The organism is Sorangium sp. So ce124, assembly GCF_051525235.1.
Taxonomy (GTDB): Bacteria; Myxococcota_A; Polyangia; order Polyangiales; family Polyangiaceae; genus Sorangium; species Sorangium atrum.
In genome coordinates this window covers 2813708-2833019 of sequence record NZ_CP150312.1, presented here as the reverse complement: position 1 = coordinate 2833019, position 19312 = coordinate 2813708, and the positions used below count along the sequence as shown (strand labels likewise).

At 71.3% G+C, this 19312-nt stretch carries 19 protein-coding genes; 9 read left to right on the top strand and 10 right to left on the bottom strand.

The annotated features are described in order from the left end of the window. Positions 1-154 precede the first annotated feature (154 nt). The 6 genes from WMF19_RS10885 to WMF19_RS10860 form a co-directional block, all read right to left on the bottom strand. A complete protein-coding gene (locus tag WMF19_RS10885) occupies positions 155-1159 on the bottom strand; it encodes a TauD/TfdA family dioxygenase (RefSeq protein ID WP_437899016.1) in 1005 nt (334 codons plus the stop codon). 87 nt (positions 1160-1246) lie between these two features. Continuing rightward, positions 1247-2767 carry a hypothetical protein gene (locus WMF19_RS10880; RefSeq protein WP_437899015.1) on the bottom strand — a complete coding sequence of 507 codons (1521 nt, stop codon included), beginning with the start codon at positions 2765-2767 and terminating at the stop codon, positions 1247-1249. Next, positions 2715-3788, bottom strand: coding sequence for a hypothetical protein (locus tag WMF19_RS10875; RefSeq protein WP_437899014.1), 1074 nt, complete (start codon positions 3786-3788; stop codon positions 2715-2717). The genes WMF19_RS10880 and WMF19_RS10875 overlap by 53 nt, the downstream gene beginning before the upstream one ends. Beyond that, complete coding sequence (locus WMF19_RS10870; RefSeq protein WP_437899013.1) at positions 3785-4531, bottom strand: nucleotidyltransferase domain-containing protein; 747 nt, start codon at positions 4529-4531, stop codon at positions 3785-3787. The genes WMF19_RS10875 and WMF19_RS10870 overlap by 4 nt, the downstream gene beginning before the upstream one ends. A gap of 3 nt (positions 4532-4534) precedes the next feature. After that, entirely contained in the window at positions 4535-5977 is a 1443-nt protein-coding gene (locus WMF19_RS10865; protein WP_437899012.1) for a multinuclear nonheme iron-dependent oxidase, read from the bottom strand. Positions 5978-6106: 129 nt separating this feature from the next. Then, on the bottom strand, positions 6107-7030 hold the full coding sequence (locus WMF19_RS10860; RefSeq protein WP_437899011.1) for a Rieske 2Fe-2S domain-containing protein: 924 nt from the start codon (positions 7028-7030) through the stop codon (positions 6107-6109). 448 nt (positions 7031-7478) lie between these two features. Here WMF19_RS10860 and WMF19_RS10855 point away from each other — a divergent pair, with 448 nt between their 5' ends. Beyond that, positions 7479-8366: a hypothetical protein gene (locus WMF19_RS10855; protein WP_437899010.1), complete on the top strand. Its 888-nt coding sequence runs from the start codon at positions 7479-7481 to the stop codon at positions 8364-8366. Between the two features lie 120 nt (positions 8367-8486). On the opposite strand, the gene WMF19_RS10850 is transcribed toward WMF19_RS10855, so the two are convergent. Together WMF19_RS10850 and WMF19_RS10845 are read right to left on the bottom strand one after the other, a co-directional pair. Beyond that, a complete protein-coding gene (locus tag WMF19_RS10850; protein WP_437899009.1) occupies positions 8487-8720 on the bottom strand; it encodes a hypothetical protein in 234 nt (77 codons plus the stop codon). A gap of 23 nt (positions 8721-8743) precedes the next feature. Then, positions 8744-9091 (bottom strand): NAD-dependent epimerase/dehydratase family protein, encoded by a 348-nt coding sequence (locus WMF19_RS10845; RefSeq protein ID WP_437899008.1) that lies wholly within the window; start codon positions 9089-9091, stop codon positions 8744-8746. 172 nt (positions 9092-9263) lie between these two features. Between WMF19_RS10845 and WMF19_RS10840 the strand changes: the two genes are divergently transcribed. Beyond that, on the top strand, positions 9264-9542 hold the full coding sequence (locus WMF19_RS10840; protein WP_437899007.1) for a type II toxin-antitoxin system Phd/YefM family antitoxin: 279 nt from the start codon (positions 9264-9266) through the stop codon (positions 9540-9542). Positions 9543-9695: 153 nt separating this feature from the next. Here the strand turns inward: WMF19_RS10840 and WMF19_RS10835 are convergent, their stop codons facing one another. Continuing rightward, a complete protein-coding gene (locus WMF19_RS10835; RefSeq protein WP_437899006.1) occupies positions 9696-10667 on the bottom strand; it encodes an alpha/beta fold hydrolase in 972 nt (323 codons plus the stop codon). 457 nt (positions 10668-11124) lie between these two features. On the opposite strand from WMF19_RS10835, the gene WMF19_RS10830 reads away from it, so the two are divergent. The 7 genes from WMF19_RS10830 (at position 11125) to WMF19_RS10800 (ending at position 19154) form a co-directional block, all read left to right on the top strand. Further along, positions 11125-12528, top strand: coding sequence for a hypothetical protein (locus WMF19_RS10830; protein ID WP_437899005.1), 1404 nt, complete (start codon positions 11125-11127; stop codon positions 12526-12528). A 300-nt stretch (positions 12529-12828) separates the two neighbouring features. After that, on the top strand, positions 12829-13389 hold the full coding sequence (locus tag WMF19_RS10825) for an NADPH-dependent FMN reductase (RefSeq protein ID WP_437899004.1): 561 nt from the start codon (positions 12829-12831) through the stop codon (positions 13387-13389). A gap of 183 nt (positions 13390-13572) precedes the next feature. Then, positions 13573-15747 (top strand): type VI secretion system Vgr family protein, encoded by a 2175-nt coding sequence (locus WMF19_RS10820; RefSeq protein WP_437899003.1) that lies wholly within the window; start codon positions 13573-13575, stop codon positions 15745-15747. A gap of 31 nt (positions 15748-15778) precedes the next feature. Beyond that, positions 15779-16849, top strand: coding sequence for a DUF2169 domain-containing protein (locus WMF19_RS10815; RefSeq protein WP_437899002.1), 1071 nt, complete (start codon positions 15779-15781; stop codon positions 16847-16849). A gap of 539 nt (positions 16850-17388) precedes the next feature. After that, positions 17389-17679 carry an RNA recognition motif domain-containing protein gene (locus tag WMF19_RS10810; RefSeq protein ID WP_276597748.1) on the top strand — a complete coding sequence of 97 codons (291 nt, stop codon included), beginning with the start codon at positions 17389-17391 and terminating at the stop codon, positions 17677-17679. A 107-nt stretch (positions 17680-17786) separates the two neighbouring features. After that, positions 17787-17969 carry a hypothetical protein gene (locus tag WMF19_RS10805; RefSeq protein WP_272101567.1) on the top strand — a complete coding sequence of 61 codons (183 nt, stop codon included), beginning with the start codon at positions 17787-17789 and terminating at the stop codon, positions 17967-17969. Positions 17970-18725: 756 nt separating this feature from the next. After that, entirely contained in the window at positions 18726-19154 is a 429-nt protein-coding gene (locus WMF19_RS10800; protein WP_437899001.1) for a hypothetical protein, read from the top strand. On the opposite strand, the gene WMF19_RS10795 is transcribed toward WMF19_RS10800, so the two are convergent. Next, entirely contained in the window at positions 19139-19309 is a 171-nt protein-coding gene (locus tag WMF19_RS10795) for a hypothetical protein (RefSeq protein ID WP_437899000.1), read from the bottom strand. The two genes, WMF19_RS10800 and WMF19_RS10795, sit on opposite strands and share 16 nt — an antisense overlap. Positions 19310-19312 lie beyond the last annotated feature (3 nt).

Genomic DNA, 19312 nt, shown 5'->3' with positions numbered 1-19312 from the left:
TTCACGCCACCCAACGCCTAGCCGAAAAGCTGCGGGCGTGAAGCGCTCGCCGGATCCGTCGGCTTGTTGGGCAACGAGAACAGCACCTGTGCGCGTGCCCTGCGAACATCATCGGCTCACAAATTCATTATCGTTGCAACCAGTTCGGGTCACGCTACATCGCCTCGCCCAGCGCGCCATCGTCCGCGCCCTCCGCCTCGCCCGAGAGCGCCTCCTCCGCGGCGGCGAGCGCCGCGTCGCGGAGGCGGTAGAGCTCGGGCTCGGGGATGCGCTCGCGCGCTGCGAGGACGCCCGGCGGGACGCCGCGCAGCATCTCCAGGACCAGGCCGAGGCGGCGGCGGGCCTCGGGCGGCGGCGGCGCGCCGAGGCCGAGCCGCCGCCGCGTGGCCGGCGGCCCTCCGGCGAGGCGGCGCGCGGCGGCCTCGGCGACCTCCGCGGCGAGCGCGTTGTACGCCGGCGGCGACGGGAGCCGCGCCTCCATCCAGACGAGAAGCCGCACGAACTCGCGCGCCCCCTCGAACGCCCGCCGCCCGTGCAGCATGCGCCGGTTGTCGACGACCAGGATGTCCGCCGGGCCGAGCGACAGCTCGATCAGCTCGCGTCGCGACGCCTCGACGAACCGCGCGAGGCGCGCGGCGATCGCGTCCCCCGGCGGCACGAACGGCGCGTGCGTGAGCGCGAGCGCGCCGCCGCGGAGCGACACGGTGGGCCCGAAGAAGTCGCCGAAGACGAACGGGATGCGCCTGTACACCGTGAAGAGCGCGCGGAAGAGCTCGGGATCGGCGCGCTCGATCGCCGAGAGCAGCGGCCAGCCGTCGAGCAGGAGGCAGCCGCCGCCGCGCTCCGCGGGCCTGACGCAGGCCATGATCTGCACCGCCGGAGGCGCGCCTGCGAAGCACTGGCTGTCGGTGTGGAGCGGCGCCGCCGCGGAGCTCGCGGCGAACGACCTGCCGCCCGGCACGGCCTTGATCGGCTGCCGCTCCACCAGGAGCGGCCTTGCCCCGAGGAGCCGCTCGGCGAAGCTCCACGGCGCCCGCGCGGCCTCCTCCGGCGCCAGCGCCGCGTCGCCGCGGAGCACCGAGAAGCCGCGCGCCGCGAGCTCGTCGAAGAGCCTCGCCGGACCGCCCTCCGGCCCGGGCCAGATCCATCGCTCGCTCATGGGCGCGCTCCGCGGGGGCGCTCGAAGGGCAAAATCATCCTATTTATCCAGCACATACGGACCCGATGATCGCGCGGTCCACCTCGGTCACGCATCGAGGAAGCGGGCCTCCCGGAAGCCGGCCCGGAGCAGTTCGCGCGGGATGGGGACGATCCGGAGCAGCTCCGCGCCCTCGGGCACCTCGATCGGCGCCCCGAGCCGGCGCACGTGGAACACCGCCGGGGTCGCGAAGAACGCGTCGGTCGCGACCACGCCGCGCATCACGTCGTAGCCGTCGCCGTTGACGCCGTCGAGCAGGCTCGACCAGCCCGGCGGCGTCCGGGTGAAGGCCCACGGCTTCACGAAGAAGTGCGGCTCGCCCGGCGGATGCGGCGTGAAGTACTTCGTCAGGTACCAGAGCGCCCCGCGGTTCGCGGAGATGAACTCGTCGCCGAAGGTCTGCGCGAACGAGCGCTCCACCGCGGCCGCCGCGTCGGCGAGGCGCGGCGCCTCCGGCGCGACGGCGAGCGTGTTCCCGTCGAACGTCGCTCGGAACGGGACGGCGTTCCTCACCACGATCGACGCGAGCCGCCGAGCACCCCCGCGCCAGGGGACCGGATCCGGCCCGGCCGCGGTCGTGACCTCGGTCACCTCGGTGATCTCCGGCGCCGCCGGCCCCGCGACGACCAGCCTCACGCGCGCCGGACCCGCGCTCCCCTCGCCTGCGCTCCCCTCGCCCGCGTTCCCCTCGCCCGCGCGCCTTTCGCCCGCCGTCTCCTCGCCCGTGCTCCCCTCGCCCGCGCGCCTTTCGCCCGCCGTCTCCTCGCCCGTGCTCCCCTCGCCCGCGCCCGCGTTCCGCCCGCCCGCCGTGCCCGCCACGAGCCGCCGGTACTTGCGGGTCACCTGGCCCTTCTTCACGGCGAAGTACTTCGCGTCGTAGAACTCCGTGTGCGCCCGCCCCACCTCGGGCGCTTCCGCGAGCGAGCACGCCTCGATCTGCACGTCGGGGAGCACCGGCGCGATGCAGCCGATCTCGCCCTCGAGCTGCAGGCTCTGCGGGGCCTCGTCGCGGACGCGCAGCTCGACGACCAGCGGGACGAAGGCGCCGTCGTCGGCAAGGTACGCCTCGCTCACCTCGATCAGCGCGTTCCGGCGGTTGGCTGCCCCCGCGACGCGCAGCCACAGGCCCGGGTCGGGGCGCACCAGGAGCCCGGTCCACAGACGCAGGCGAGGCGGCCCCAGCCCCTTCCGGCACGTCCAGGCGAGGCTGCCGCGCAGCGCCCGGTGCCATGCCCCTTCCGGCGCCAGGAAGCCCTGCGAGACCAGCCGGGGCAGCGCGGCGCGATGGGCGCGGACGAGCGCCTCGCGGTGCTCGCCCGCCGGCTCGGCGCGGAGCGACCCGAGGCGCCGCCGCACCTCGATCGGCCGCGCCAGCGTGATCTGGAGCCCGAACGCGTTGCCCTCGAGCAGCGGCACGCACGCCTTCGCCACCCGGAGCGGCACCGCGCCGTCAAGATCGCCGGTGCGCCGGGTGAGCCGGCACAGGCCGAGGGCGTCGAGCACCTCGAAGCGGGCGTCACCCGCCGCAGCCACCACCACCGCCGCAGCCGCCGCCGCCGCCGCAGCCACCGCCGCCGCCGCAGCTCGACGAGCTGCAGCTCGATCCGCCCGACGAGCCGCCCCCCGTCGAGATCGGCGGGGGCGGGGTCATCGCATAGACCATCGGCCCGAAGAGCGGCGACATCGCGAGCGCCGCCGTGCCGCTCGCGGCGACCGTCAAGCCGATGTCCACCGCCTCCCGGCGGCGGCCGCTGGCGACGTCGGAGCGGAGCGAGACCGTCGAGTCGTCGATCCACCTGAGGTAGTCCGACTTCATGGTGCTGTAGGCGCTCGCGGTCCGCGCCACGATCCACGTGGCGACGAGCAGCGCGATCATCTCCACCACCAGGAACGAGTAGGGCCGATCGAGCTCCTCCGCCCGGATGGCGCGGATCAGGCCCACGCCGAGCAGGCCGACGCCGACCGCCCACACAACGGCCGAGAGGGCCGTCATCGTCCCCCGCGGGCGGAGCATCCCTGCGGCGGCGAGCTCGGCGCGGAGCTCCGGCTCGAAGCGGGCCGCGATCTGGTCGGCGGAGGCGCGCACCTGATCGAGCGAGAGCGCCACCATCCGATCGCCGTGCGCGCCCCTCGACGAGAGCGAGCTGAAGAACGCCGCGAGCACCCGGTCCGGCGGGGCCGAGCCGACCATGACGTGGAGCGCCTGCGGCGCGTCCTTCGCCTCCCCCGCGGGGACGAGCCAGCCAGCGGCCATCGCGACCGCGATCAGCGTGGCGGCGACGCCGTTGTTCCCGTCGCGGAGGTACGCGATCGCCCAGTACTCGTCCGGCTGAGGGATCCAGCCCGCCGAGAGCCGCTGCCGCGGCGGCGCATGCGCGTAGGCCGGGGTTCGGTAAGGCGCGCCCCCCGGCGCCCCCGCGACCGCCGCGGCGCCGCTCAGCTGCGCCGAGCGATCGAGGGAGGCGCCGACGGCGCTGCGCACCAGGATGGCGACGACGAGGCCGGCGATCGAGAGCGCCAGATAGAAGAGCAGGAACGCCGGCCCCGACCCCATGTTGAACGGGAAGAAGTCGAAGATCTCATGGATCATCGCGCCGCCTCCGGGTGCTCCAGCCGGTCGACGTCGTCGACCGCGCGCGCGAGCAGCTCTGCCAGCGCCGCGTAGGCCGCGCCCGGCGCCTCGTGGACGCGCTGGAGCGGGGCCACGTCGACGCCGAGGAGCTTGCCCGCTCCGGCGAGCACCGTGCCCAGATCGTCGCCGCCCTCGATCCCGTGCAGGCCGAGCAGGGCGTGGAGCGGGCCGCGGATCTGCTTGACCTTGCGGGAGACCGCGCCCTTCAAGGCGTCGTCCGCGCCCATCCCGTCCACCACCGCGCGCCGGAGGCGGATCTGCGCCTCGCGCAGCTCCTGCTCGACGCGCAGGCGGCGGTTCTTGCCGTCGATCACGAGCGCCGAGAACGGGTCGCGGCCGGAGAGGAGCACGTGGCACCGGCGGATGTCGTCGTAGAGCAGCGGGAACACGTCCGCGGCCCGCGGGATCTCGGCGGCGGTGAGGATCATCGCCTCGATGCGGGCCGCGTAGCGCGCGATCTGGAGCGCGTTGGCGATCGCGTCGAGGCTCTGGCGGGAGGCCTGCTCGAGCACCACCATCAGATCGACGTCGCTCTGCCCGTCGCGGTAGCCGCCCCGCGCCGCGCTCCCGTACACGAGCAGGCACGAAAGCTCGTCGCCGAGCGTCCGCTCCAGGCCCTCCTTGAGCTCGACGAGCCGCGCCTGCACCGGCGCCGGCAACCTGGAGACGGCGCTCCCCGTGGCGATGGATCCCTCGTTCATGGTCTACCTTCGCGGCTCGATGAGCCGGACCTCGGCGGTCGAGCCCATCCCCTTGATCGCCCAGACTACCCGACCTCCCGGCAGCCGCTCTCGCCGAATGAACGGCAGGAGCCTGGGCTTGACGCTCCCGTCGCCCGCGGGCCCGACGAAGCGGGCGCGGAGCAGCAGGCGGTCGACGATCGCCTCGGGCGCGAGCCGGGCGTCGTCCACCGCCGCCGCGGCGATGCGGAGCGCGTCGGCGACCGCCGTGAGCCTCGGGGCCCGCGGCGACGCCTCGACACACCGGGCCCCGAGGCGGGCGACCGCCTCGCGGTGAGGCGAGAGCCGCGGCAAGAGCGGGAGCGCGTCGTCGACGCGCTTGCGCTGGAGGATCGCGCGCGACCGGGCGACGTCCTCGGCGTCGAACGGAGCCACGGCCTCCGGCGGCGGATCGACGGGTGAGGTGAGCAGCTCGGCCACGCGGGCCTGGACCTCGGCGAGCGCCGACGCCGATGGGGGTGAGGTGCCGGCAGAATTTTTCAGCAAGGCGCGAGAGGCGGGCAACCCCGGTCGGGTCGGCGCCAACGTGGGTCCGGCCAGCGTGGGCCCGGTCAACGTCGGTCGGGATGGCGCGGACCGGGCGATCGCCCTCGCGGTCGCGATCTCGGCCGCGAGCGCGGCGAAGGGCGGGAAGTCGCCGTCGCGCTCGAGGAGGATCGGGAGCGGCCCGGTGCGCGCAACGACCTGGGCCAGCAGGGCGAACACAGGCGCGGGGACCGGATGGGCATGCGTGTCGAAGTAGAAGCCGTGCTCCACGACGCCGCCGGCGATGTGGATCATCGCCACGCGCTCGAGCGGGTAGGAACCGACGAGCTCCCCGGGATCGACGCCGGCGTTGACGGCGTTCGCATAGACGTTGCCGACGTCGAGGAGCAGATCGCACCCGGTGCGGTCGACGACCTCGGCATAGAAGTCCCCCTCCCCGAGGGCGTCGCCGGGGAACCGCAGCGTGCACGCCGCGTTCTCGAGCAGCAGGGGGATGTCCGGGAGCGCCCGCCGGGCGGCGGCGACGTTCCGCGCGACGGCGCGCGCCGCCTCGAGCGTGTACGGCAGGGCGGTGAGGTGGCCGATCTCCCGGCCGCCGCCGCGCACGAACGCGACGTGCTCGCTCACGACCGGGGCCGAGAGCTCCCGGCAGAGCGCCCCGAGGCGGCGCGCGCGGTCCATGTCGATGCCCGAGGCGCTGCCGAGCGAGAGCTTCACGCCGTGGGGCACCACCGGCCAGATGCGCGCGATGGCCGAGGCCTCGCGCCGCGCGGCCGGGCTCGCGAAGCAAGCCTCGGCCACGACCTCGACGAAATCCACGGCGCCGGGCGCGGAGAGCAAGTCGGCGGCGAGCTCGGGGCGGAATCCGACGCCGACGACGCCGACGCCGGAGAGGGGCGATCTGGGGGCGGGCACGAGCACGCGGGGACCTGCCTCAGTCTGCCCGCGCGGAGCGATCCGGAACAGAGGGCATCGGGATCGGCTAGAAGTCGAGCTCACCCGAGACGCGAGAGCCCCGCTCGGATAGGCTCCGCCGCCGCGCCCCGCGCGTCAGAGGAACTGGCTGCTCCACTTGCGGAACGTCATGATGCCTTTCTCACCGGCGCACAGGACGGGCTGAGCGCGGTAGATCTTGTTCTCCCAGATGGGGATGTCCTCCTCGATCTGCCGGCAGACCTCCGCGGCCAGGGCCTGTCCGAGGCGCTGCGCGCCGTCGTTGCGCAGCCAGAAGGCGACGCGGATGTCGACGAGCTCGTCGTCGATCGGGGTGACCGTGTTCACGAAGAGGAGCTCGACGATGCCGGTGAAGCGGATCGTCCCGTACCCCATGCCGTGGCCTTCCCATGTGATCGTGCCGTCGACCACCTGCCCTCCCGGGCCCTTCTGCTTCACCGCCGACCTGGATCGGATGATATGGCCCTCGATCTCGATCTCGGTCCGGGGCGGCACCAGCATGCCGTGCACCGTCACGAAGTGGGCTGGATCCACGATGTTCTCGAGGTTCTCCTGGATGTGCGTCCGGACCCTCCAGCGCTTGCTCAGCTTCGGGGACCACTCCGTAGAGCGCGCCTCGGCGAGCGGCGGGATCTCGAAGGCGGGGGGCTCGCCGCCGAGCGCGTGGTGGACCAGGATCAGGCCGTCGAGCTCCCGTACCTCCCAGGCGCGGGTCCTCGCTTTCGGCGGGATCGTGTCCGCATAAGGGATGTGCACGCACTTCCCTTCGCCGGAGATCACCCATCCGTGGAACGGGCACCGGATGCCGCCCTGCTCGACGCGGCCGCCGACCCCGAGGTGCGCGCCCATGTGAGGGCAGTGGGCGTCGAGGACCCGGGCCTCGCCCTCCTGCGTCCGGAACAGCACCAGATCCTGCCCGAAGCAGCGGAGCGGAATGGGCCCGCCCGTGGACAGCTCGTCCGAGGTGGCGACCTGGAACCAGCCTCGGGGGAAAGGCTGCAGGGGAATTCGAGCGCTCACGTGGATCTCCTCGGCTCAGCGTCTGTCGGGGCCGCCCGCGCGCTCATGCAGCGCCGGGCGGAGGGGCTTCATCGTGCCGGTGATCGCGGCATGAGAACGTCACTCTACCAGCAAACCTCGCAGGCGTGAGTGCGCCGAGGCACTGGCACGCTCCCTCGCCGCGCGCGGCGCGCCTGACGAGCAGCCGGGCGGCCGGACGCGAGCTGCTGGGCATCCGGGGCGGGTGGTGGGCTACTTACCCTGCCCTGCCGGAATGATGGAACCGCCAAGGACGCCAGAAGACGCCAAGATTTTTATGTTTTTCTTGGCGTCTTCTGGCGACTTGGCGGTTCAAAAGACGCCACCTTCGGCCAAGGTACACTACCCCCCGTGGGCGAGCTACGCTCGCGCCGGAAGGAGCGCAGCACGCTGATGGCCCCCATGCTCGGCGCAGTGTAGGCTCGGCCGCGTGTCAGGACCGCGCTGGGCTCGCCGCGCGAGGAGGGCGACGCAGGCCGTCGTCGCGGCGACGGGGCTCGCGCTGCTCGCGCTGCGCTACGTGATCCCTGCCCTGATGATGCAGGCGCATCCCATCGGGTCGACGGCGTCGCCCTACGGATATGTCGAGTACGTGCCGCCGGAGCCGGGGCCGCGCCCGCTCCTGCTCGTGCTGCACGGCGGCGGCAGCCGCGGTGATGGTACGCACCCGCGCGCCATCATCCACCGCCTGCCCCCGCCGCGTTATCTGGCGCGCGCGCGCCTGTTCGGCATGTCGTCCCCGCTCGTCGACGCCGGCGCGCTGATCGCCGCACCGCAGTCGCCCGGCGAATGGGACCCGGCGAAGATCGACGCTTTCCTCGACTACCTGCTCGCGACGCACGAGATCGATCGCGACCGCATCTATGTCACCGGTCCGAGCATGGGTGGATGCGGAACCTGGCGCTACGCCGCTATCCATCCGGAGCGGCTGGCGGCGGCGCTCCCCATCTGCGGCGCTTGCCCGCAGACGGGTGAGCTCGCGGCGGGTCTGCGCACGCTGCCGGTGCGCGCGTTCCACGCCTTCGACGACGAGATCGTGCCGAACTACATGTCCGCGACCTGGGCGTCCGCCATCGCGGCGCTGCGGGGCGCCCCGACCGGCAATCCGATGCTGAGCTATCCGCCGGGGTCCGATTCGACCGCGGTGTTCGATGGCGGCCAGGTCGTCTGGCGTCCCGGCACCGACGCGTCCACGGACGAGGCGCTCACGCTCACGGAGTTCGCGCGCGGCGGGCACGCCGTGTTCGTCGATGTCTACGCCGAGGATGCGACCTGGTGCTGGCTGTTTGCGCAGCGCCGCGGCGCTCGTGCGCAATGAACGCACGACGGGCATCGAGCCGTCACGCTCAGCCCCCGCCGCGACGGCCGAAAACGGCCCGACTCCCGCCACGAGCGGCCGAAGGGTCGCCGGCGCTCACCGCCCGCGGCTCGTCCCCTGTCAGCGCGCCGCCGAGAGCTGCTCCAGCCCCTCTTCCACGCCCACGACGGGCGCATACCCGAGCTCGGCGCGGGCGCGCTCGGTCTTCACGGTCACCGAATGCGACATCATGGCGACGGCGAAGCGGGTCATCGGCGGCGCCCGGCGGACGCCGAGGAGGCGCCATGCGCCCTCGATCGCGGCCGCGAGCGGGAGCGCGACGGCGCTCGGGACGCTGCGCCCCGGCAGCGCCACCCCTTGCGTCCGCGCCAGCGCCGTCAGGAACTCGCGAAGCGTGCGCGTGCCGTCGTCGGCGACGAAGTAAGCGCGGCCCGCGCCGCGTCGAGCACCCGCGCCGTCCCCTCCACGTTGCCCTCCCAGAACTGCGCGCGCGTCCCCCACTCCTCGACATACGCTGCGCAGTGCACCGCGGCCTCGGCGCCCGCGATGTCCTCGCCCTTCAGCGTCCCGAGGTCGGCCGCGACCGGCGCCGCGCCATGACGTCGCACGACGTCGGCGCTCCTTGGCGAGCGCGCCAGCGCGCTCACCTCGTGACCGGCGCGCACGAGCCCCTCGATGAGATGGCCTCCGATGAACCCGGAGCCCCCCGTAACGAAGACCTTCATGGCCGCCACGATGCCCGCTCCCTCACCGGATGTCCAACGCGGCCAGCCGCGGTGCCGGGACGGGCGCAGTCGTCGACCGGCTCGGACTGCCGGAGAGGAGTTGACTGGGCCGCTGTGCCCGCGGTCAATCGGCTCGCTGGACCGCCCAGTTGTACGAATGTATATCTATGGAATGGCGCATCGCTACTCCGTCGCAGAGGCTCAGGCCCATCTCCCCTCCATCATCGAGCAAGCGGAGGCGGGTGAAGTCGTCGAGCTCACCCGGCGAGGTCGCCCTGTGGCGGTCGTCCTGTCCCGGGAGGAGTTCGAGCGGCTGCGCTCGGCTCGACCGAGCTTCGGCGGCGCGTACCGTGCATTCCGGAAGAGGCGCGTCCTCGAGGAGGTGGGTCTGGAGCGCGACTTCGCCGCGTCCGTTCGCGACCGTTCGCTGGGTCGACAGGTAAAGCTGTGAGCGCGCGCTTCTTGCTCGACACCTCCACGATCTCGGAGCCGATGAAAAGCGGGTCGAGCAGAAAGAATCAGTAGGCGCCGCGTCATCGTATCGGCAGCGAAGCCAGGTATCGCCGCGCAGCCCCGCGTGACGGCTGCTCAAGGGCGGCGCAGCTCAGCCGAGGAAGTCGAGGACATCCTCGTTGAACTTCTCGGGGTTCTCGAGCCACATGAAGTGGCTGCCCCCCTCGTCCGCGCCGAAGAGGATGAGCTCGGCGCCGGGGATCTGGTCGGCGACCCACTGCTGGGAGATGGGGTTGAAGATGCTCGCCTCTCCGCCGACGACGAGCGTGGGCACGTCGATCCGCGGGATCACGTCCCTCCAGTCCTGCTCGGCCTGGTCCACGAGCAGCTTGGCGGCGTACTCGCGCGGGAGCTTCAGGTTCTGCTCGACGACCAGGGCGAGCTGATCCGCCGGGTAGCCGGGGGTGAACATGGTGGCCACGAGCCCGTAGGTCGTGGCGATCCCGTCCGGCCCGCGCAGCGCGGCCGCCGTCTCGTGGAGCGACTGCGGGGTGAACAGGGCCCCCGCCTCGACCGCCTCTTCCGCGGACCAGTCGGGCCAGGCCGTCATCGCCGGGCCCACGTCGACGAGGATCAGGCGGTCCAGGTCGCGACCCCCGTAGTTGTCCCAGTAGCTGTAGAGCGCGCCGCACCCCATCGAGTGACCGAGCACGGAGAGGTGCTTGAACCTCATCCCGCGGATGAATTCGTAAAGATCCCTGCTGAAGCGGGCCATGCGGTAGCCGTGCTCGGGCTTCTCCGACTCGCCATGGCCGCGCCAGTCGAGCGCGAAGACATGGTGGTGCCGCGAGAAGGCGAGGATCTGCGCCCTGTACAGCGCAGCCGACTGGGACCACCCGTGCAGGAGCAGCAGCGGCCTCCCCCTCCCCGCCTCCAGGTAGTTGAGGGCGACCCCGTCGCTCGTCGTGAAGGTCCCGGAGCGGATGCGCGGCGCCGCCGACGCCTCGCCACCGAGCAAGCTAGTGGCGGCGAGCCCCGCGCCCAGGCCCACGGCCTGCTTCAGCACCTGGCGACGGGTAGGGGTCGAGCTGGACGAAGGAGTTCCTTGCTTCTTGTCGGTCATGGCTCTTGATCTCCACTGCCGGCCGCGCGCGCGAGGTTGCCCCTCGAGCACGCGCTGCCATGGCTAAAAGGAAGAGTCTCGACGCGACCGCGGCGATCGCCAGGATTGACGATCATCTCGGCCGCGCCGTCGAGCTGATTGTTCACAAACGGACCAAGGCCGCAAGTAAATACTAGTTATAAACGGCTCAAGCAAATCTCCGACGCCGGCGCGTGTCTACACCGGAGACAGGCCGCGCGGCGCCGCGATCGCGACGGCGCGCGCCGTGTCATGCATGGATCGGACGCAATCAGTCGGAGGGAGGTGTGACATGTCACGTCCCGGCGTGACGTGTCACGGTCGCGGCGCGAAGGCACCAGAGCCGCCGAGGGGAGCCACGGCCCGCATGGCAGTGGCTGACGTTGCTGACGACAGTTCAGGAAGCGGACGGACCGGCGCTTCCTCTGTATTCTGAGCCATGCGACACGATCTCCTTGCCAGTCTCGCGGCGCGCGCCGTGCCATTCTTCTTCTCCCTCTCGGCCCTCTCGGCGAGCTGCTCTCGCGGCGCGCCGGAGCCTCCGAGCGTCGACGGCGCCGGCGGACATCCGGCGATCGCTGACGCGACCCAGGGCAGCACGCACGGGTCCGGGACTGCAGGCGAGGCGGCGACCGGCGCCAGCGTCCCGGGTGACGCTGGCCCGGACGCTCCCCCTGATGCGCCTGAACATCCAGGCGACAGCACCTGGAGAGCTACGCGTTGGCTCGAAAGGTGCCAGATCGACGTCGCCGACGAGCCCAGCAAGGCGCTGCCGCCCTTGCGCTGGGAGCAGTGCCCGGGGAACGCACCGGGCTGCACGTCGCTCGCCGTCGACTGGGATGCCGACAAGTACCCACGAACCGCCTCGCCGAGCGTCGTTCGATGGGGCGACGGCTACCGCGTCGGGCTGTACCTCCAGTACCGGGGTGAGCGACGGACCGGCGTCTACGACGCCGGCGGGACACCGCTCGCCGCATGGCGCTTCAAAGACCTCGAGCCGACCGTGCCCGAGGCCGACCCGAGACAGGAGTACTGCATACCGACGGTGCCGAACGTCGGTCATGAGCGGGTCTGGCTCGGCGCGCAGAGGGTGGCCGTCGAGACGCCCGGCTCGGCCTACCTCGTCTCCGGCTACGACGCGCTCGCCACCGCGAGCCAACCCATCCCCGTCGACGCGCTGAGCCAGGGCCTCCACACGAGCGACGACACCTTCGCGCTATCGGGGCCCGGGCCCGGCACGGTCAACATCTATGACAGGATCAGCCACCAGACCAAGAGGTTCGGTCGCCAGCCAGGCAACGACGCACCATCGTTCGACCAGATGTATCCAGTCGGCGATCATGCGCTCGGCCTGGCGGTCCTCGAAAACGCCACGTCCGAGGGGTGGATCTGGAGCCGCCAGACCCACACCATCGAACCGCTGCTCCGGGCGGAGTCGCCTCGGGTCGTCGCCGACATCAAGAGCGACGGGCAGACGCTCGTGTGGCTGGAGGCGGAGCCCTACTCCGACGACGGGCTCTACGGGGCGTCCAGCCTCTGGACCAGCCCCTTCGCGGCGACGAAGGCGGATCTCGCTCCGAAGAAGCGCCGGCCGGGCCCTATCATCGGATACCCCATCTCGGCCGCCGGGGAGGGCTTCTATGCCGTCTACGCGATCGGCGAGGAGGTGATCCACGTTTACCGCCTGTCCGACGCCCATCACTGGTCGTTCAAGACGCCCCCCGAGCTCTTCGACATCCAGGACATCGCTCACGTGGACTCCCGCGAGGTCTGGGTCTGGGTCCGAGGCGGCATCGTGCGCCAGGCGATCTCGGAGCTCGGCGCCGGCGATCCCGCCCCGTGATGTCCGCCCCCACCCTCGGGACGAGCCTGGACGATAACACGGCAAGTCCCATGGCGGGGTCCGCCTGCCCCGCACCAGGGCTCACCCCCCTGGCGCCTGCGGCCGCGCAAGCGGCGGTGCGGGTCCACGGATCGCGCGCTCCCGCGACACCTGGCTGGCGGGAAGCCTGCCTGGCTGGTAGTAGCGTCGAGCTGGTAGCAACCTCGTGAGCCCCCTCCCCTCCACCGCGGCGTCGTGGGAATGCGCATCACGCCGCCTGTCGGCTCGAGCGGAGAGGCGCTATTGCCTTGGAGAGAAGACATGTTGAAGGTGGCGATCATCCTGGGGAGCACGCGGCCGGGCCGCAACGGCGAGGCTGTCGCGAAGTGGGTGCACGACGTGGCGCTGAAGAAGGGCGGCGCCGACTACGAGCTCGTCGATATCAAGGACTTCGACCTGCCGTTGCTCGACGAGCCGGCGCCCCCGTCGATGGGACAGTACACGAAGCCTCACACCAAGGCCTGGGCGGCAAAGATCGATCCGTTCGACGCCTTCGTGTTCGTCACGCCGGAGTACAACCACGGCACCTCGGGCGCGCTCAAGAACGCGATCGATTACCTGTACAAGGAGTGGAACAACAAGGCGGCTGGCTTCGTGAGCTACGGCAGCGCGGGAGGCTCGCGCGCCGTCGAGCAGCTCCGGCTCGTGATGGCCGAGCTCCAGATCGCGGACGTGCGCGCGCAGGTCATGCTCTCTCTGTTCGACGACTTCGAAAATTTCAGCGTGTTCAAGCCCCGCCCTCGCCACGAGAAGTCCGTCGGCGCCTTGCTCGATCAGCTGCTCGCGTGGGCCGGCGCCATGAAGACGCTGCGCGCCGGGTGAGCAGCGGCTCCAGGACCTTCACGCACGGCCGCGCCGCGTGGCGTACCGAGCGGGCCCATCGAGGCGCGGCACATCGCACCTGCACCGCACAGCTCGCCCGGCGCGGCCGGCCCGCGCGACGGGTTTGCACATCGGCGCGACATCGGCTCTGATGGTCGAAACTCTTCCGAGGTTCTCATGGCCGTGGCACCGCCCCTCGTCCGCGCACGACTCACGATCGATGGACTCAAGACCTCGCTCGAGGTGAAGGAGCTCTCAGGCGCGGAGGCGATGTCGCAGCTCTACGCCTTCGACATCACCGTCGAGTGCGCCGACACCGACCTCGACCTCGACGCGCTCGTCGCCGAGTCGGCCGTGCTGACGCTCGATCACGGCGCCAGCGCCCGCCACCTGCACGGGATCGTCAGCGGGTTCGAGCAGGTCCACACCTCGGAGCACCGCGCCGCCTACCGCGCCACCCTGGTGCCGGAGGTCTGGCTCCTCGACCAGCGGTACGATTGCCGCATCTTCCAGGGCGTCACCACGGCCGAGGTCATCGAGCGCGTGCTCAAGCTCGGCGGCGTACGGCGTTACGAGATCGTGCTCCAGCGCAGCTACGAGGCGCGCGACGTCTGCGTCCAGTACCGCGAGTCGGACTGGGCGTTCCTCAGCCGCCTCATGGAGGAAGAGGGCATCTTCTATTACTTCGAGCACACCGACGCTGGCGCGACCCTGATGATCTCCGACACGGCGCAGGTCCACTCGCCCATCTCCCCGAAGGAGCTCCGGTATCGGCTGGTGACGGGGGCGCTCCATACCGGAGAAGGCGTCGATTCGTTCCGCTTCGCGCAGCGGGTCTGGCCGGGGAAGGTCACCACGCGCGACGTGCCGTTCGAGAACCCCGCCTCGGTCGTGGACACGGCGGCCGAGAAGGGGCGTCACACGGACCTCGCCGTGTTCGCGTATCCGGCCAGCCCCGCGGCGGAGGTCCGCCTCGACGCGCTCCAGGCGACCGCCGCCGTGGGACAGGGCGAGGCCTGCTCCGTGCGGCTCGCGCCCGGCGCGCGGTTCCGGCTCGAGGATCATCCGAGGGAGAGCTTCAACGCGGAGTACCTCGTCACCCGGCTCGAGCACGCGGCCCGGTTCGACAGCAAGGAGGGGTACCGCTGCACGTTCGAGTGCGTCCCTGCCGGCGTCGCCTTCCGGCCCCCGTGCAGGACGCCGAAGCCGCGCATCGCCGGCCCGCAGGCCGCGACCGTCGTCGGGACGCAGGGGGCCGAGATCGAGACGGACGGCGACCGGCGCGTGAGGGTCAGGCTGCACTGGGATCGCAACGGCAGCGCCTCGGAGAACGCGTGCTGGGTCCACGTCGCCCAGATGGCGTCGGGGGCCGGCTACGGGGCGATGCACATCCCGCGCGTCGGGAGCGCGGTGCTCGTCGAGTTCCTCGACGGCGATCCGGACCGGCCGATCGTGACCGGGCGGGTGTACACGGTCGTGAGCCCCTACCCGTACGCGCTCCCCGCCGAGAAGACCCGATCGGCCTTGCGGACGCAGAGCACCCCGGGAGGCGGCGGGTACAACGAGCTCCGCTTCGAGGACCAGTCAGGCCGGGAGGAGGTCTATCTCCGCGCCCAGCGCGACCTGAAGCTCGAGGCGCTGAACGACGCGCGCCGCAACGTCGGCGGCGACGATGCGCTCGCGGTGACGGGCGACCGCACGAAGACCGTCGGCGGCGCGGAGACGGTGACGGTCGCGGGCGCGCGCACCGTGACCGTGGGCGCGGCCGAGACCAGGACGGTGGCCGCGGATCAGACCACCTCGGTCGGCGCCGACAGCTGGCTCTCGGTCGCGGGCGATCACACGGCGAGCGTCGGCGGGGACCGCCGCGACATCGTCGCCGGGGACCGCAGCGCGTGCGTCGGCGGGGACGAGTCGGTCAAGGTGAGCGGCGATCGGACGGTCGTCGTCACCGGGGCGCACGCGATCTCGTCCCTGGACGACGAGTCGAGGCGTGTCACGGGCAACCTCACCCTCTCGGTCGGCGGCACGATGCAGCAGGTCGTCGACGGGCACTGCACGCTCAGCGCGGGCTCGCTCGAGTGGGCGGTGACCGACGGCGCGCTGGAGATGACGTGCGCCGGAGACGTGCGCGTCGAGTCGGAGCAGGAGGTCCAGATCGGCGGACCCGATCTCGCCCTGTTCGCCGACTCGACGATCCGGATCCGGGCCCAGAAGAAGATCGTCCTCGAGATCGGCAATTCGACAGACGCCGAGGGCAAGTCCGCGAAGATCGAGATCACCTCGGACGGGATCTACGTGACCAACGGGAGCGCCACGGAGAAGCTCGACGGCGGCACCGTGCGCCTGAACTGCTGAGCGCGGCGCCGCGGCGGAGAGGGCTCGATCCGTGAAGCTTCGCAACGAGACAAGGCACCCGGCGCAGCTCCTCAGGACGGCGTCGGCGCGCAGCGACGACCACATGCTGGGCTGCGCGATCGCGCGGCCCACCTTCCGGGTCGCCGGCGGCGCGCTCGTCGCCACGCCCGACGAGCCGTGGCCGATCTCGGGCGAGCCCGTCGCGACGGCGCTCGGCAAGATGCCCGGGGACAAGCCGTTCTACATGGGCGGGATCGACGTGCTGCTCGGCGGGAAGGTGCGCCAGCCCGGCGGCGCGGCGAGGCAGCGCCTCGACGTCGAGCTCGAGGTGGGCCGGACCTTCCGGCGGCGGATCGCCGTCTTCGGCGACCGCTCCTGGGTGCCCGGGGCCGGCGGCGCCCTGGTCCCGAGCGAGCCGGAGTCGTTCGTCTCGATGGAGCTCGACTACGGGCGCGCCTTCGGCGGGACGTGTCCAACCGACTACGGGCTCGACATGCCCTTCACGCCCAACCCGGCGGGGCGAGGGTTCTACCTCGACGCGAAGAGCGCGCTCGGGAAGCCGCTGCCCAACCTCGAGGACCCGAACCGGCTGCTCCGCTCGTTCGGCGACTCCCCCGATCCCGTCGGCCTGGGCTATTACCCCGCCGAGGGCGCGCTCCGCTTGAAGGCCGCGACGAGCGCCGCCGCGCCGGACCCGAGCCGGCTCACGCCTGACAGGGCGCCCGAATTCGAGGTGGGGCACAGGGACATCCTCCCCACGTTCTTCAACATGGGGCACCCGGGCATGATGATCGAGCCAGGCGGCGAGCCGAGGCCGGGCGACGGGATCCGGCTCACGCACGGCCTGCGCGGCGGGGACCTCGCCTTCGCGATGCCCGACCTGCGGATGCACATCCATGTGCAGCTCGAGGGGCGGGAGTATGTCTTTCCCATGCACCTCGATCAGATAGGGATCGTCGCGGGGGAAGGGCGGGTGTTCTTCTCCCTCCGCTGCGTGTTCGAGTACCACGTCCGCAAGGAGGAGCGGCGCACGGCGACGCTGTACGGCGGGCCGGCGCCGGCGCTGATCCCGGGGAGTTACCGGATCGCGCACGACCCGTGAGGCCGGCGCGCGCTCCCCTGCCGCCTAACCCCTGTCCAGGGCGAGAGGATGTTAACGTGAGATTGACGTTCTCGCGCCGAGGACCGGGCCCGTTCGGCACGCTGCGCGGTCGCGAGGGGCGCGGGCGCAGGCGCCAGGCCCCCGCTCAGTTCACGGCGGGCCATCGCAGGGTCCGGGGCCGAGGTGCACGGCGATCGCGGACATGGGCCATTTCGCCCCCATGCAACTTCGTTATTCGCCGGCTGCCTGCGGTCGGCGGCAGGGTCAGCGACGGAAGACGGAACGGCCCGCTTGCGGACGACGATGCACCGGGCTAGGATGCCCTCCTCACGACCGTCCCTGGCCCTCGATAACGACGCTTTCCCTCTTCCCTCACCCGTGAGGGAGATTGCAGCTCGCTCGGACGACTGGACGACGCACCGTGTGATCGCGCGGGAGTTCCGCGTCGCACGTCTCCGTTCGATCCGTCACGGCTTCGTCGGATGGCAGGCCGAGAGCGCCGCAGAGCGCACCAGGAAGCCGTAAAAGAGCAGGATGGCATGGGAAATCGTCTCTACGTAGGAAATCTTTCGTTCAACACCACCCGCGAGACCCTCGAGTCCGCGTTCGCCGCGGCCGGCGAGGTCCGTGAGATCGCGATGCCGACCGACCGCGAGACGGGGCAGCCGCGCGGCTTCGCGTTCGTGACCATGGGCACGGCCCAGGCCGCGAACAGCGCCATCTCGCAGCTGAACGGCGCCATGCTCGATGGCCGCGCGCTGAAGGTCAACGAAGCGCAGGAGCGTCCGGCGCGCGGCTTCGGCGGCGGCGGCGGTCGCGACCGGTACTGATCACGGGCGCGGCGTGGCGGCGCTCGTGCGCCGCCACGCCTGCGCTTTTAGGACGCACCATGAGGTGCTGAAGAACGCGCCCGGAGGCGCCGAAAGGCCGATTCCGCATGCAAAAGCAGGGAGCATTGAAGCGGCAAAAGGAACGCGAACGGCAAGAGAAGCAGCGCGAGAAAGACGCAAACCGTCTCGCGCGCCGCACGGGAAAGGGCTCCGCCGTCAGCGGGACCCCGGGAGAGGATCCGGACATCGCAGGGATCGTCCCGGGGCCTCAGCCTGCGGTCATCGAGTGAAGCCCGCAGCGCCGAGCCAGGGCGCCGAGCGCGCCCCGTCAGAGCCAGCAACCGACCAGGACGGCTCGGCGCAGGCGACCGTGCGGCAACGATTCATCGAGCAGAGCGCAAACGCGCTGGGCCAGGCGTGGGCCAGGCGTTGGCGTCAAGACCTCCATCGAGAAGGCCGCCCCGCCGCCGGCGGATGGCCCGGCACGCTGCGTGAAGCACGAACTCAGGTGGAGATCACCCTTCCCGGGGAGCTGTGCCATCGCAAGATGCCCGCCATCACCGGCGTGGAGCGCGAGCTCGCCGCCCGGACCGCCTACTCAAGCGCGCGGAACGAGTGGCGAAGGCACACCGACCCCGAAATCCCCTAGTCGGGGTAGCTGAGCCAGCGACGACGCCCTGCGAGGCCGGAAGAGTCCGCGATGGCGAGCGACAAGCCCGCTCCGAAACGCAAGCGGGACGGCAATCGCGCCATCGACAAACCGCGCCGAGCGGCTTCGTCGCACGTTGGCCATCGAGGTACCCCTCGTAATACTGCCGCTGGAGGTGCGTGGCCTTGATGTGACCCTGGCGCAACTACTCGACGGTCTTGAGCTCGAAGTCGAAGCCGACGATGGAGCTCGAGCGCACCTGGTCGAGCCCGAGATCCAGCCGGATTGAAAGACAAATGCGCGTGAGTAGAATTTGTTAGGCTGGTCGCATGATTCCAACGAAGAACAGTTGGCCAGTTTTCAGTCTCGTTGCGATCGTCGCGAGCTCGACGTTGGCGTGCACAATCGAGACCGCGTCGTCCACCGGTTCATCGGGCACCGCCGGCGGCGCGGGCACGTCCGGCAGCGCGGGCACCTCCGGCGGCGGGGGCGCTGGTCCGAGCGGCTCCTCACGACGGCGAGCTGGCTCGGCAACGGCAGCGGCTTTGTCTTCGTCGGAACCATCGATGTTCCGGCCAACGACACCACGGTAGCGACAAGCGCCCTCTTGGTCTACGACATGGCCACAGCCATGATATCCCCCCTCGTGCTCGCCGAGCCCGGCACCTACATAGATAGCGCGACGATCGCTCCCGACGCGACGTCCCTCGTCTACTGCCTGCGCCATGACGACGTGACGGATCTCCACGCCATCGACCTCACGCAGGCCGAGCCCGAGGACAGACCGATCACCACCGACGGCAAGAGCTGCTACCCGGCCTTCTGAATTTGCTTACGCGCCGGGATGCGGAAGGCGAATCCGCTCGTGCTCGGCGACGCGACGGGACCCGAGCCGACGTCGATGGAACCGTAGAAGGTGCCGGCGACCCAGAGCGTGCCGCCGGAGGTGAGCTTCAGGAGGAACGGGGACTCGCCATCCACCGC

What these genes read in the sequence shown, in the direction of transcription:
- WMF19_RS10885 (WP_437899016.1), bottom strand. Translation starts at nt 1,159, where the DNA reads ATGAGCGAGCGATGGATCTGGCCCGGGCCGGAGGGCGGTCCGGCGAGG.
- WMF19_RS10875 (WP_437899014.1), bottom strand. Translation starts at nt 3,788, where the DNA reads ATGATCCATGAGATCTTCGACTTCTTCCCGTTCAACATGGGGTCGGGG.
- WMF19_RS10870 (WP_437899013.1), bottom strand. Translation starts at nt 4,531, where the DNA reads ATGAACGAGGGATCCATCGCCACGGGGAGCGCCGTCTCCAGGTTGCCG.
- WMF19_RS10845 (WP_437899008.1), bottom strand. Translation starts at nt 9,091, where the DNA reads ATGAAGGTCTTCGTTACGGGGGGCTCCGGGTTCATCGGAGGCCATCTC.
- WMF19_RS10840 (WP_437899007.1), top strand. Translation starts at nt 9,264, where the DNA reads ATGGCGCATCGCTACTCCGTCGCAGAGGCTCAGGCCCATCTCCCCTCC.
- WMF19_RS10835 (WP_437899006.1), bottom strand. Translation starts at nt 10,667, where the DNA reads ATGACCGACAAGAAGCAAGGAACTCCTTCGTCCAGCTCGACCCCTACC.
- WMF19_RS10830 (WP_437899005.1), top strand. Translation starts at nt 11,125, where the DNA reads ATGCGACACGATCTCCTTGCCAGTCTCGCGGCGCGCGCCGTGCCATTC.
- WMF19_RS10825 (WP_437899004.1), top strand. Translation starts at nt 12,829, where the DNA reads ATGTTGAAGGTGGCGATCATCCTGGGGAGCACGCGGCCGGGCCGCAAC.
- WMF19_RS10810 (WP_276597748.1), top strand. Translation starts at nt 17,389, where the DNA reads ATGGGAAATCGTCTCTACGTAGGAAATCTTTCGTTCAACACCACCCGC.
- WMF19_RS10805 (WP_272101567.1), top strand. Translation starts at nt 17,787, where the DNA reads ATGCAAAAGCAGGGAGCATTGAAGCGGCAAAAGGAACGCGAACGGCAA.